The organism is Pantoea sp. AG1095 (assembly GCF_003208415.1).
GTDB lineage: Bacteria > Pseudomonadota > Gammaproteobacteria > Enterobacterales > Enterobacteriaceae > Pantoea > Pantoea leporis.
Genome location: NZ_QKMJ01000001.1, coordinates 836,890 through 850,024 on the forward strand (window position 1 = coordinate 836,890; position 13,135 = coordinate 850,024).

Genomic DNA, 13,135 nt, shown 5'->3' on the forward strand with positions numbered 1-13,135 from the left:
GGGTTAAGTCAACCTGGTAAGTAATTTTGGTTAACCAGATCACATTTGCGACATCAATCTGGCGACCACTTTTCGCAACTGTGGTTCACTCCTGGCGGATGGTTAGAAATGACTCACTAACGGAGAATCAGATGAACCGCAGTTTAAACCCAGGGATAACCGCCGCAGGCACCAAACGCACCTTGCGCAATCTGCGCTGGTGGGTATTGGTGCTGTTCTTAGCAGGCGTCACGGTCAACTACATCACCCGTAACTCGTTGGGCTTGCTGGCACCGGAGCTCAAAACCAGCCTCAACATCACCACCGAACAATATTCCTGGATCGTCGGCGCCTTCCAGCTGGCGTATACCTTCTTTCAACCCATTTGCGGCTGGCTGATCGACGTTATTGGCCTGAAAGTCGGCTTCCTGATCTGCGCCACCATTTGGGCCGTCGCCTGTTTGTTCCACGCTGGCGCGGCCAGTTGGGTGCATCTGGCTATCCTGCGTTTTGTCATGGGCGGCGCTGAAGCAGCAGCCACGCCCGCTAACGCCAAAGTGATTGGCGAATGGTTCCCGAAAAAAGAGCGTCCTATCGCCGCCGGATGGGCGGGCGTGGGCTTCTCGCTTGGCGCGATGCTGGCACCGCCGATTATCTACTTTGCGCACGCTTCCTTTGGCTGGCAGGGCGCGTTCCTGTTCACCGGCTGCCTGGCGTTGGGTTGGGTGGTGCTGTGGTGGTTGTTCTATCGCGATCCGGAGCAGCATCCCAATCTGCAGGCCTCGGAACTGGAATTTATTCGTCAGGATAATGAACCGCCAGCAGTGAAACTGCCGTTCTTTACCGCGCTGAAAACCGTGTCGAAAAACAAACGTTTTTACGGCATCGCCATTCCCGCCTTTATGGCTGAACCTGCCTGGGGCGTGCTGAGCTTCTGGGTGCCGCTCTATCTGGCGAAAGAGCTGGGTATGGATCTGAAGCAGATTGCTATGTTCGCCTGGCTGCCGTTCCTCGCCGCCGATTTAGGCAGCGCGGCCAGCGGCTATCTGACGCGGCTCTACACCAAAATCTTTGGTTTTACTCAGGTTAATTCCGTGGTGGCGAGTTCGGTGACGGGCGCTTTCCTGATGCTGTCGCTGGCGCTGGTGGCGGTCACTAAAGATCCTTACGTAGCGATTGCGCTGATCTCGATTGGTGGTTTCGGCCATCAGATCATCTCCTGCATGCTGAGCGCGCTGGTGGTGGAGAAGTTTGATAAAGGCCAGATGGCCACCGTCAACGGCATGCGCGGCTCGTTCGCCTGGATCTCCAGCTTCCTGTTCTCACTGCTGATCGGCGTTACCGCCGACACCATTGGCTTTAATCCGCTGTTTGTCGCCATGGGCTTCTTCGACCTGATTGGCGCCGTATTCCTGATTGCTTTTATTGCTGAACGTCGCGCCCAGCGCGCATGAAAAAGTAGGTAACGATGAAAACGTTAAAAAATTGGTCATTAGCCGGTTCCGATGCACACCACGTGGCGTTAACCGTCGACGGCAAACACACGCTGTGTCTGTATGTGCTGGAAACGGGCATGTTCCGCGTGGCGATTAAACGTCATGGCGCATACAGCCTCGATCGCACCTGGAGCATCGCGCCACAAAGTGATGTGCCGTGGGAAGGGCGTCAGCGTGACAGCCTGGCCGGATTCACCTTGCCATCGTTCACGCTGGAAGAAGAGGGCGACACGCTGGTGGTGGCCACCGATAAGCTGCGGGTGATCGTCCATCAACCGCTGGCGCTGGAGTGGCAATATTGCGACAGCCATGGCGCATGGCAGCTGCTGACCTGCGACCGCCCAACCAGCGCTTATCAAATCAACGCGCACGGCGATGGCGTGGCGCACTATCAGTGCCGCATGAATGACGATCGCTATTATGGTCTGGGCGAGAAAACCGGCGATTTGCAGCGTAATGGCCAGCGCTATGAGATGCGTAACCTTGATGCGATGGGCTACAACGCGGCCTCCACCGATCCGCTGTACAAGCATGTGCCTTTTTCCATCACCCGTCGTACCGATGTTAGCTTTGGTCTCTATTACGATAACCTCAGCAGCAGCTGGTTTGATCTGGGTAATGAACTCGATAACTATCACAAACCGTATCGCCGCTGGCAGGCGGAAAGCGGTGATATCGACTATTACCTGTTTGTCGGTGACAAGGTGCTGGATGTCACCAAAGCCTTCGTGCGTCTCACAGGTAAAACGCTGTTCGGCCCGAAATGGAGCCTTGGCTACAGTGGTTCAACCATGCATTACACCGATGCGCCGGATGCACAACATCAGCTGATGAACTTCATTCGTCTCTGCGAAGAGCACGATATTCCGTGCGATTCATTCCAGCTCTCGTCCGGCTACACCTCAATTAACAACAAGCGCTACGTGTTCAACTGGAACTACGACAAAGTGCCGCAGCCGGAGGTGATGAGCCAGGCGTTTCACGACGCCGGCTTGCGCCTCGCCGCCAATATCAAACCGTGCCTGTTACAGGATCATCCGCGTTATAACGAAGTGGCGGAACAAGGGCTGTTTATTCGTGACTCCGAAGAAGATGCGCCTGAACGTTCGGTGTTCTGGGATGACGAAGGTTCACATCTCGATTTTACCCATCCGCAAGCCGTCGCCTGGTGGCAGGAAAACGTCACCAAACAGCTGCTGGAAAAGGGCATCGATTCCACCTGGAACGATAATAACGAATATGAAGTGTGGGACGGCGAAGCGCGTTGCCACGGTTTCGGCACGCCAATTGCCATCAAACACATTCGCCCGGTGATGCCGCTGCTGATGATGCGCGCCTCGATGGAAGCGCAACAGCGCTTCGCGCCGGAAAAACGTCCTTTCCTGATTTCCCGTTCGGGTTGCGCCGGGATGCAGCGCTATGTGCAAACCTGGAGCGGCGATAACCGCACCAACTGGACCACGTTGCGTTACAACATCCGCATGGGATTGGGTATGAGCCTGTCCGGTTTGTACAACGTGGGACACGACGTCGGTGGCTTCTCCGGCGATAAACCAGATGCAGAACTGTTTGTGCGCTGGGTACAAAACGGCGTGATGCATCCGCGTTTCACCATTCACTCGTGGAATGACGATCACACCGTCAATGAACCCTGGATGTATCCGGCGGCTACGCCTGCGATCCGCGCCGCGATTGAACTGCGTTATCGTCTGCTGCCTTACCTCTATACGTTACTGTGGCAGGCGCATGCTGACGATGAACCGATGCTACGTCCGACTTTCCTCGATCATGAACAGGATGCGCAGACGTTCGCCGAGTGCGATGAGTTTATGCTGGGCCGCGATCTGCTGGTGGCCAGCGTGGTCGAACCCGGCCAGCGCGAGCGTCGTCTGTGGCTGCCCGACAACCAAACTGGCTGGTATGACTTCGCTACCCAGCAATGGTTCAGCGGCGGTCAATGGATCACGCTGGCGGCTCCGCTGGAAACCCAGCCGATGCTGGTGCGTGCCGGAGCGGGCTTACCGCTCAGCGAGCGCCTGCGTCATGTTGACACTAAAACTGACGATCGCCGCACCTTGCAGCTGTTCCCGCTGAAAGGCAAAGGGGTTAGCCACGGTATGCTGTTTGAGGATGATGGCGAAAGCTGGGGTTATCAGCAGGGCAATGCGCTATGGCTCAACTGGAAAATGCGCAGCGATGCTGAGGCGATTCACCTCAACTTCCAGCGTAAAGGCAGCTTCCAGCCAGCCTGGCAGACGCTGAAGATTATGCTGCCGCCGGGTGAACAGCGTCAGCTGTTTATTGATGGCGTAGCGGTGGATAAGGCGCAGGCAGAAGCGGTGTTAGCGGATATTGCTGCGGAGTAATCGGTCGCCCTGAATGGCGGCACTACATCGATGTTGTATTCGTAGGGTGCGCATTCATGCGCACCTGGAATAAAGCAGAGAGATCAGTCGATTAACCCTTTCGCTCGCGCCAACAGAAACGCGGTAACCGTTGTCGCGTCGCTGATCTTTCCTGCCAAAATCAGTTCAAGAAATGCGTCGATTTTAATTTTCTTCGCGGTTAATCCCACCTCTTCCGCATCCAGATTTTGCCCCTGATTCGCCATTCACATTTTCTGAATTAACGTGCCATCGCTTGTTTTAGGGCGTTTAGAAAAACCGTGACGCGCGTTGGCAGATGCCGTGCGGTGGGAAACAGCGCCCAGACGCCGAGCAGCTGCGGTTGAGCATCTCGCAAAGTAATCTCAGTCAGTTCACCTGCCGCCAACTCTTGCTGCACATCCCACGCAGAGAGCTGGGCGATGCCGCTGCCCGCTACGCATAAGGTACGCACGCCTTCCACATTGCTGCCGCTAAAACGGCCCTCAACGCTGACACTGGAAATATGGTCGTCGACTATAAAACTCCATTGCGGCACGCCGGATAAGCGCAGGCAGTTATGCTGATGCAAATCGGCCAGCAGTTTTGGCGTGCCGAAGCGCGCCAGATAGTCTGGAGAAGCACAGAGCACGCGCGGATTATCCGCCAGCCGCTGCGCGACTAAGCGCGAATCCCGCAGCGGGGCGATGCGAATGGCGACATCGTAGCCCAGCCCAACAATATCGGTGACGTTATCGCTGAGCTGGAAATCGATCTTCAGTTCGGGATTCTCCGCCATCAGCGCGGGCAGCAACGGAATAATGGTGCGGCGGCCAAAACCAGAAGGTGCGGTGATGCGCAGCTGGCCGGTGGCGCCCTGTTTATTCGGCGAGAACAGATTGCGCGCGCTCTGTTCGGTTTCCGTCAGGGTTTTGGCGTAGGGCAGAAACTCTTCACCTTCATCTGTTAACGCAATGGCGCGGGTGGTGCGATGCAGCAGGCGCACGCCGAGATCTTCTTCCAGCGAGGCGAGTCGGCGTGAGACCGTCATTGGCGTGGTGTTCAGTCGCCGCGCAGCCTGCGTCAGGCTGCGCGTCTGGGTGACCATCAGAAATACCTCAACATCTTTTGAGTTCATTGTAACGATTTCCGTTATACAGACGTATCATCATCGGCCATTTTTGTCCCTGTGGCGACCGAATATACTGCGCTCTGTAGATAATCCGCATCCAGAGAGCAATATGAGTGATAAACATCTTTTTCAGAGCGGCACACTGAATCGGCTGGCGCTGAAGAATCGCATTATGGTGGCGCCCATGACGCGCATCTCCGCCAGCGTTGACGGCATACCAGGCGAACGTATGCAGCACTACTATCAGCGCTTCGTGCGCGGCGGCTTCAGCGCCATCATCACCGAAGGCATCTATATCGATGAAGCCTGGTCGCAAACCTATGCGTTTCAGGCGGGGCTGATTAACGCTAAACAGAGCGCCGGCTGGCGCGCGATCACCGATCGGGTGCATCAGCATGGCGGCAAAATCATTGCGCAGTTGATGCATGCTGGGGCGATATCGCAGGGCAATATCTATCGACCGGACACGCTCGCGCCCTCAGCGGTGCAGCCGCGCGGGGAACAACTCGGTTTCTATCACGGTCATGGCGCCTATCCGCTGCCACGCGAAATGAATGAAGAGCAGATCCAGCAGGTGATCGACAGCTTTGCGCACACTGCGGCGCGGGCAGTCGGCGAAGCGGGTTTTGATGGCATCGAAATTCATGGCGCTAACGGCTATCTGCTTGACCAGTTCTTTACCGATTACACCAATCAGCGCAGCGATCGCTGGGGCGGCGATATCGTGGCGCGTTTGTCTCTGACGCTGGCGGTGATTGCCGCGGTGCGCCAGCGCGTAGGCAAGGATGTTACGCTGGGAATTCGCCTCTCACAGGGCAAAGTGAATGATTTTCATCACAAATGGCAAGAAGGCGAAGCGGGCGCGCGTCTGGTATTCGCCGCGATTGCTGAGGCCGGCGTGGATTATCTGCATCTGACTGAATATGACGCGCTGCAACCGGCATTTGCCGATTCGCCGCTGTCGCTGGTGCAAATTGCGCGTCAGGCGGCACCGAAATTGCCGATTATCGCCAATGGCGCGTTAAGTGATGCCAGCACGGCGGCGCAGGCGCTGGAGCAGGGCGCGGATTATGTGTCGATAGGCAAAAGCGCGCTAGCCAATCCCGACTGGCCGATGCGTATTCGTGATGGCGTGGCACTGCGCGAATTTGATAAAAATCTGCTGGCGCCATCGGCGGGTGTGAAAAACTGCGAATTGGTTTAACGCTGAAAGGGCGCTGATGGGTGAATGGGTCGCCATGAATGGCGTAATGCCGATCAGTTAAGCGCCGTATCAAATCACCGCACCTTCCGTAGCGGCGCGATTTATCGCGCAATAAATTGCGCCGCTACAATGTGTGCTCTCGATAATTAAGGGTTTTCATGTCTCAACTGACGAGCATTACGCCATGAATGGCGACCACACGATTATTGCGCAAAAGCCCACGTCAGTTTGCCATTGTCAGAGACCAGCTTCTCCAGCTTCTTCTCGTTCACTTTCTTACGTGCGCCTAACCGATCCGCCGTCAGCGGGCCGCTATCGCTGTGCGCAATTACCGTGTCTTTCGGCACGCTGGTCATCTTCTCAGCGATGGTTTCCAGCGCTTTGGCGTAACCGCTGCGATTGTTGAGGTCAAAGTTCTTCAGCGGCAGCTGCGTTTCCAGCCATTTGCCCCAGTAGAACTCGAGGAACGGCGGCGGATTCTGCTCCTTCTCAAAGCCAATATCGCGCACGAAATAGACCAGCGAGCGATATTCATCATTCTGCATATGCTGGCGGCCCAACTCTTTCGGCAGCGCATCCGGTTTAATTTTGCCAGCAGGCGTATCCAGCCATACCAGATGTGCCGTTTCCATTTTTTGCCAAAAGGCGGACATGGTTTTCAGGCTGCGGAAGTCATCGGTGATGCGCACCTGCACCGGCGTGTTAAGACCAGCAATATCCGCGAAATTGCTGAAAGTATGATGACCATCGGTAAGGTACAGCACGTTATCCGGCGCAATCACCGCCGTTTTCATCGGCCCCGGTTCGCTGCCGACCGGCGCTTTACAGCTGAAGCTGCTGGGCTGCGAGAGACGTGATTTACTGTCAAATTTATCAACGCCTTTCTGCCCCATACTTTCGCAATAATCATCGAACAGCTTTTTCGGTTCGGCTTGATAACGATGCTGTTTGTAATCCAGCTGACGATAGCCAATCGCAGCCTGCGTCGGATGGAGTTGCGCTAACTGCACTTGCACAATATCACCGGCTTTGATGTCGGCGGGCAGCGCGGCGGATGCCTGTCCGGCTGACCATAACAGCGCCAGTATTGACCACGGTGTTCTCATTCCTTTTCCTCGAATCGCCTGAAACAGATACGCACAATAGCATTAGTGTCATTTTGCCGCTGTAGTGTTGTCGCTCGCGGTTGCCCAGTCGCAACCGGTCATCCAGACATCTGACCACACGGAGCTTTGATTATGGCACTTGCTGCTGTGCAACCGACAAAACTGCAACACACTGTTATCGATCCCAGCGTGCGCATGCGCGAAACCCAGATTGGCGCGCAATGTGAAGTGCTGGCCGAAACCTATATCGAATACAGCGAACTGGGCGACTTCTCCTATCTCGGAGAGCATTGCTGCGTCGCCGATGCGCAAATCGGACGCTTTACCGCCATTGCCAATCATGTACGGATTGGCGCACCCAATCATCCGATGGATCGCGCCTCGCAGCACCGTTTCACCTACTGTCCGGAATACTACGATGCGCAGGCGGAACGCGATAATGGCTTCTTTGCTGACCGTCGCGCCGATCGCGTGATCATTGGCAATGATGTGTGGATTGGGCATGGCGTGATCGTACTGCCGGGCGTGGCGGTGGGTGACGGCGCGGTGCTGGCGGCCGGTGCGGTGGTGACGAAAGAGGTGCCGCCATACACCATTGTCGGTGGCGTGCCAGCCAAAGTGATCCGTGCACGTTTCGCGGCGGATATTGCCGCGCAGCTGCAGGCGATTGCCTGGTGGAACTGGCCGCTGGAGAAGCTGATGGCGAATCTGGCCGATTTCCAATCCTCCGATCTCCGCGCATTTTGCCAGCGGCACGGCAGCTAACCGCGCTGCAAGCGCCATTTGTCGTCGCAGCGAATCTCAAGTAAACTCAAAATACCCTGTTTTTGAGATTGCTTGAGATGAAGCTGCGCCGCCCACCCGCTCAACTTATTGATTCGCTGAGTATCAGTGAGATTAATTCGCTCCTCGCCAATCATGCCGAGTGGGATGAGCGCTATCTGCATTTCGATGAGTTATATCGTCGTGTCAGTGATAGTCAGACGCGTGAGAAAGTGTGGAGCGCACTGAAATTCAAGCGCCGCAGCAGCGCGCAGCACTTTGTGATCGCCGATCAAACCGTGACCTGTAATCTTACGGCCAAAATCACGGCGGCGATGTCGATGGTTGATCGTATGACCTTTGCGCGCAACGGCGAACCAACGGATGAGGACGCGGCTTCTTACCTGATGTCACAGCTGATCATGGAAGAGGCGATTTCATCCAGCCAGTTGGAAGGCGCGGCGACCACCTCGCGCGTGGCGATGGAGTTGCTGGCGGTGGGGCGTGCACCGCGCAACGAAGATGAAAGCATGATCATGGGCAACTGGCGCTTGATGCAGCACATTGCCACGCTGGGTGACGCGCCGCTGACGCGCGCCGATATTCTGGAAATTCATCACATCGCCTGCGCCGGCATTAATGATGAAAAATATCGGCCCGGCGCCGTGCGCGACAATAACGATGTGTTTGTTGCCGGGCGCGACGGCGAAATCATTCATCAGCCGCCGGATTATCAGCGGCTCAATAGCCTGCTGGACGCGTTATGCGCCGAAGTTGCCTGGCTGGAGCAGCAGGGCACGCATCCGTTGCTGGTGGCCTGCGTGTTGCACTTTACTATCGGCTACATTCATCCCTTCATTGACGGCAACGGGCGCACCGCGCGCGGGCTGTTCTATCATCATCTGATTCGTCACGGTTACAGCGCGTTCCGCTATATCTCCATCAGCAAACTGCTGAAAGCCGCGGCGGTAAAGTACGGTATTTCCTATCTTTACAGCGAAACTGATGAGATGGATCTGACCTATTTCGTGCAGTTTCAGTGCGAAGTGGTGATGCGCGCGGTGACTGCCTTCACCGAGCAAATCGCCACGCTGCACAAAGAGCGGGAACGTTTAGTGACGTGGGTGGAAGAGCATATGACCTTAGCCAAAGGTGAGCTGGATATCATGGCCATCGCGCTGAATGCGCCGGGTTCGTTACTCAGCTCTGCCGGGATTAAATCGCGGCTCGGCATCGCGGATAACACCGCGCGTGCGCGCCTGAAAAACCTCACCGAACAGGGATTGTTGCGTCCACTAAAGGAGGGGAAAGGAACGGTGTATCAGGCACCTGTTTCACTGCGCAAGCTGCAGGAGTGGCTGAAAAAGCGCGAAGGGTAACAGCGTTATCGCAAGCAATCTCAAAATGCCCTATTTTTGCGATTACTTGCGATGTGGATTAGATCGGCGGATGCATTACCATCGCCGATAGCACCGCTTCCTGCGGCAACCCGACATGCAGCAAAATCTGCTGGCGATAATGATCGTCGGCGTCGCGCGCATCGTCGCTGAGTAACACGCCCACTTCATTGACGTTCTTGCCAGCCACCTGCACCTTGTCACGCGCGGCACTGCGCATCCATTCGTACTCGATATCAATGTGGCCGGTATCAATGCAGCGAATGCCATGCTGGCTGAGATCGTAAGCCAGCACCGTGGCGGTGGGGCCGAGCGACATCAGCACCATATCGTAATCGCGCGCGTGTGCCAGCACCGAGCTGTAGAGATCGTTGTAGACCGAGAAGGCGTTGCGATTGAGCGTGGTGATGCGTTTAATCTCCCGCGCGTCATCAAGCAGATCGTTACCGATGCCGAGACGCGTGCCGCTGCCTTCCACAATTAATATCTTTTTATCGCTGAACAGCTGCTTGAACTTATTAAACACGCGAACCGCCTGCTGCTTGTCCTTATAATCGTGATAGGGACGCGTAACGGAGGTGTTGCCGTAGCGATAATCTTTCTTTAATAAGGTTTCATAATGGCGAAAATAAAACGCTTTATGAAAAAACCAGAATAGGGCCGAACCAAAACGCATATTCGCGGTGCCGCGAAAGGCATCGGGCATACATAATAAACACGGATTCTTCGGCTGACTTCCGCGCCGTAATATCTCTTTAAGGCGAATAGAGAGTCGTTCATCAAAAGATTGAAAGCCGATATTCTTGAACAAAGTCATTTCCAGTTCGCCGTCGCCATAGCGGCTGATGGATAGATTGTGGTTGCTAAGCAGCAGGTCGATGGTCTGTTCAGGCGACATCACCTGATATTGCCGGGCTCGCGCATTGGCAACCGGAAACTTAAAAGCAGCGTGTGTGAGTTTAAAAGGAAAACGTAATTTACGATAAAAGAAATCTGCGCTAATCATCATAACCTTCTTTTTATTAGCGGCCTTGCCGCAGAGCAGTTACGTGATTTATATCACGCTTAATCCGGGATAACAGGCTGAGGAAACTCTCAAAAAGTCATTGCGGCGCAGTGGCTAATCAATTTAAAAAGATTAAATGAAGAGGGAATAAATAAAACTGTAATAAAACCGCACTTATTCGCGCTGCTATGATAATTGTTGCCAGGAATAATCGCAGCAGCGCATTAATGATTAATTAAGTTATTTCAATTGATGACGAACGGTTAAAGCGATTTTCCGGCTTTACTAAGCCTAAACGATCGCGCAGCGTGCCCGGTTGATAGTCGCTGCGGAAGACGCCCGCAGCCTGCAGGCGCGGGACAACCTGTTCGAGGAAGCGATCTTCATTCTCGTCAATGTAGGTGGGCAGAATGACAAAACCGTCGCAGGCCTGATGCTGATACCAGTCAATCATCTGCTGCGCAATGCTATCCGCTGTGCCGGTCGGTGCCGGGAACGACAAGCTCTCGGCGTAGCGTTTCGCCATCTCGCCCAGCGTCAGATTCTGCTCAATGGCGCTGGCGATCACATACTGAAAACGGCCTTTGCTGCCGGTGATCTTTTCACGCAGGTCAGGCACCGGCCCGTCAATGGGGTACTGCGACAGATCGATATTCATGCTGGCCGAAACAAAGCTGAGGCCCGATTCCACGGTAATCAATGATTTCAGGTACGCCGCACGCTCCTCGGCATCGCGCTGCGAGTTGCCGACAATCGGCACCATGCCGGGCAGAATGCGCAGTTGATCGGGCTGACGCTGATACTGCAGCGCACGCTGTTTCAGGGTTTGATAAAACTGCTGCGCGCGTTCCCGATTGGGTTGCACCACAAACAGCACTTCCGCCTGTTGCGCGGCCAGATCGATAAAGGCTTCCGATACGCCAGCCTGGATCACCACCGGATGACCTTGCGGCGGACGCGGCAGATTAAGCGGTCCCTGCACGTTGAAAGATTCACCCTGATGATCAAGCTTATGGAAGCGTGCCGGGTCGGCAAAGTGCGCCTGCGCTTTATCCAGAATCAGCGCGTCCTCTTCAAAGCTGTCCCACAGCGCTTTCATGACATCAATAAATTCGGCCGCGCGGCGATAGCGAGCTTCATGGCTGAAGTGCTCGCTGCGACCAAAGTTGCGCGCTTCGGCGTGGCTCAACGAGGTAACCACGTTCCACGCTGCGCGCCCGCCGCTAATATGGTCGATGTTTGCCAGCTGACGCGCGGTGGTGTAAGGCACCGAATAGGAGGAGGAAACCGTGCCGCCGAGGCCGATGTGGTCAGTCACCGCCGCCAGCGCGGCTAATAATGTTAAGGGTTCAGACCAGCCAACCTGACGATGCTGCACGGTGTGCGCCAGATGCCCGCCGTAAACATCATCAATCGCCAGCTTGTCCGCGACAAAAATCATGTCCAGCTTCGCGTCTTCAGCGCGCTGGGCGATTTTGCGGTACAGCGGCCAGTTACTGCCGCCGGTCGCGGCCGAATCGGGATGGCGCCAGCCGCCCTGATGAATGCCGGAGTCGAGGTAGAGCGCCAGATTCATCATGGTTTGGCGGCTCCGTTGGCGTTAAAGAAGGAGGCATCCACCAGTTTGTCGGCTTTTAAGCCGGGTTTGATCAGGCCGCCACGGGTGAAGGTATCAATCGCCAGTTGCTGGCGTTTCTCTACCAACGCGTAATCTTCTACCGGCGCGTTGTTTTCACGCTGTACTTTACTTAACGCCACCGCATCTGGCAGACGCAGCAGTTTGGCGATCTCGCTGGCGTAGGCTTGTGGATGCGCCACGCCCCACGCACGTGCGCGAATCAGGCGCTCGCGGAAGTCCGTGAGCTGTTCACGCTTGCTGGCGATGGCGCTATCGGTCGCCACCAGATAGTTTGAAACTGGCGAATTTTTGCCGTCGATGGCGATGCGATCGCCGGACTGCGCCACGGCAAAGGACACATAAGGTTCCCAGGTTGCCACCGCATCCACCGCGCCACTATCCAGCGCCAGCGTCGCTTCCGACGGCGTGGTGAAGACAAAATTGACGCTGTCGTCGGGCAAACCCGCTTCGTGCAGCGCATTCAGCACCATGTTTTGCCCGGCCGATCCTTTTACCGTCGCCACTTTCTTGCCTTTTAGGTCGGCGATGCTGTGCAGGGCGCTGTCCTTTTTCACCAGGATGGCATTGCCGAGATATTGCGATGCCTGAATGGCGCGGATCTGCGCGCCTGCGGCCACGGCAAACGACAGCGGACCATCGCCGACTAAGCCGGCATCCAGATGCTGGGAGTTGAGCGACTCCAGCAGCGGCGCAGCGTTGGGGAACTCATACCATTTGATTTCATACGGCACATTGTTGAGCTCGCCAGCGGCGGACATCACCGCGCGAGCATTGCCTTTTTGATCGCCGACGATCAGTGGGTCAGTTGCAGCGTGAGAAGTCACCGCGAGGAGCAACAATGAGCTGGCTAATATAGTGATTTTCATAACGTTTCCCGGGTAAAAAGAAAACAGCGTAAGTTTTCTACTACAGCGGGCGTAGTAACAAATCTGCGCAAGGTTATGTCTCAGGCGCAAATGCCCCCAAATCGCGTATCCTCGCCATTTTTCGTTATCAAAAAATGCGAATTTTCCTCACTAATGATTAATTCTCTCAACGAAAATGAAACGTG

The 13,135-nt window shown here is 55.4% G+C and carries 11 protein-coding genes; 5 read left to right on the forward strand and 6 right to left on the reverse strand.

What is annotated here, in order from left to right:
• The first annotated feature begins 131 nt into the window (after window positions 1–131).
• Together DEU53_RS04065 and DEU53_RS04070 are read left to right on the forward strand one after the other, a co-directional pair.
• Window positions 132–1,433 carry an MFS transporter gene (locus DEU53_RS04065; RefSeq protein WP_110866104.1) on the forward strand — a complete coding sequence of 434 codons (1,302 nt, stop codon included), beginning with the start codon at window positions 132–134 and terminating at the stop codon, window positions 1,431–1,433.
• 14 nt (window positions 1,434–1,447) lie between these two features.
• Entirely contained in the window at window positions 1,448–3,841 is a 2,394-nt protein-coding gene (locus DEU53_RS04070; RefSeq protein ID WP_110866105.1) for a TIM-barrel domain-containing protein, read from the forward strand.
• An 83-nt stretch (window positions 3,842–3,924) separates the two neighbouring features.
• On the opposite strand, the gene DEU53_RS04075 is transcribed toward DEU53_RS04070, so the two are convergent.
• Together DEU53_RS04075 and DEU53_RS04080 are read right to left on the reverse strand one after the other, a co-directional pair.
• Complete coding sequence (locus DEU53_RS04075; protein ID WP_225608150.1) at window positions 3,925–4,086, reverse strand: hypothetical protein; 162 nt, start codon at window positions 4,084–4,086, stop codon at window positions 3,925–3,927.
• Between the two features lie 14 nt (window positions 4,087–4,100).
• Window positions 4,101–4,976, reverse strand: a complete 876-nt coding sequence (locus DEU53_RS04080) for a LysR family transcriptional regulator (RefSeq protein ID WP_101764454.1) — start codon at window positions 4,974–4,976, stop codon at window positions 4,101–4,103.
• 103 nt (window positions 4,977–5,079) lie between these two features.
• On the opposite strand from DEU53_RS04080, the gene DEU53_RS04085 reads away from it, so the two are divergent.
• Window positions 5,080–6,174, forward strand: coding sequence for a tRNA-dihydrouridine synthase (locus DEU53_RS04085; protein ID WP_110866106.1), 1,095 nt, complete (start codon window positions 5,080–5,082; stop codon window positions 6,172–6,174).
• 203 nt (window positions 6,175–6,377) lie between these two features.
• Here the strand turns inward: DEU53_RS04085 and DEU53_RS04090 are convergent, their stop codons facing one another.
• Window positions 6,378–7,280, reverse strand: coding sequence for a ParB/Srx family N-terminal domain-containing protein (locus DEU53_RS04090; protein WP_110866107.1), 903 nt, complete (start codon window positions 7,278–7,280; stop codon window positions 6,378–6,380).
• A 132-nt stretch (window positions 7,281–7,412) separates the two neighbouring features.
• Between DEU53_RS04090 and DEU53_RS04095 the strand changes: the two genes are divergently transcribed.
• Together DEU53_RS04095 and DEU53_RS04100 are read left to right on the forward strand one after the other, a co-directional pair.
• The gene (locus tag DEU53_RS04095; protein WP_110866108.1) at window positions 7,413–8,045 is read left to right on the forward strand and encodes a DapH/DapD/GlmU-related protein; all 633 of its coding nucleotides are present in this window, start codon (window positions 7,413–7,415) and stop codon (window positions 8,043–8,045) included.
• Between the two features lie 77 nt (window positions 8,046–8,122).
• Entirely contained in the window at window positions 8,123–9,421 is a 1,299-nt protein-coding gene (locus DEU53_RS04100; protein ID WP_110866109.1) for a Fic family protein, read from the forward strand.
• A 58-nt stretch (window positions 9,422–9,479) separates the two neighbouring features.
• On the opposite strand, the gene DEU53_RS04105 is transcribed toward DEU53_RS04100, so the two are convergent.
• From DEU53_RS04105 to DEU53_RS04115, 3 genes are all read right to left on the reverse strand, one after another.
• Window positions 9,480–10,445, reverse strand: a complete 966-nt coding sequence (locus tag DEU53_RS04105) for a GT-D fold domain-containing glycosyltransferase (protein ID WP_110866444.1) — start codon at window positions 10,443–10,445, stop codon at window positions 9,480–9,482.
• 235 nt (window positions 10,446–10,680) lie between these two features.
• Entirely contained in the window at window positions 10,681–12,024 is a 1,344-nt protein-coding gene (locus DEU53_RS04110; protein ID WP_110866110.1) for an NtaA/DmoA family FMN-dependent monooxygenase, read from the reverse strand.
• The gene (locus tag DEU53_RS04115; protein ID WP_110866111.1) at window positions 12,021–12,950 is read right to left on the reverse strand and encodes an ABC transporter substrate-binding protein; all 930 of its coding nucleotides are present in this window, start codon (window positions 12,948–12,950) and stop codon (window positions 12,021–12,023) included. The genes DEU53_RS04110 and DEU53_RS04115 overlap by 4 nt, the downstream gene beginning before the upstream one ends.
• Window positions 12,951–13,135: the final 185 nt, after the last annotated feature.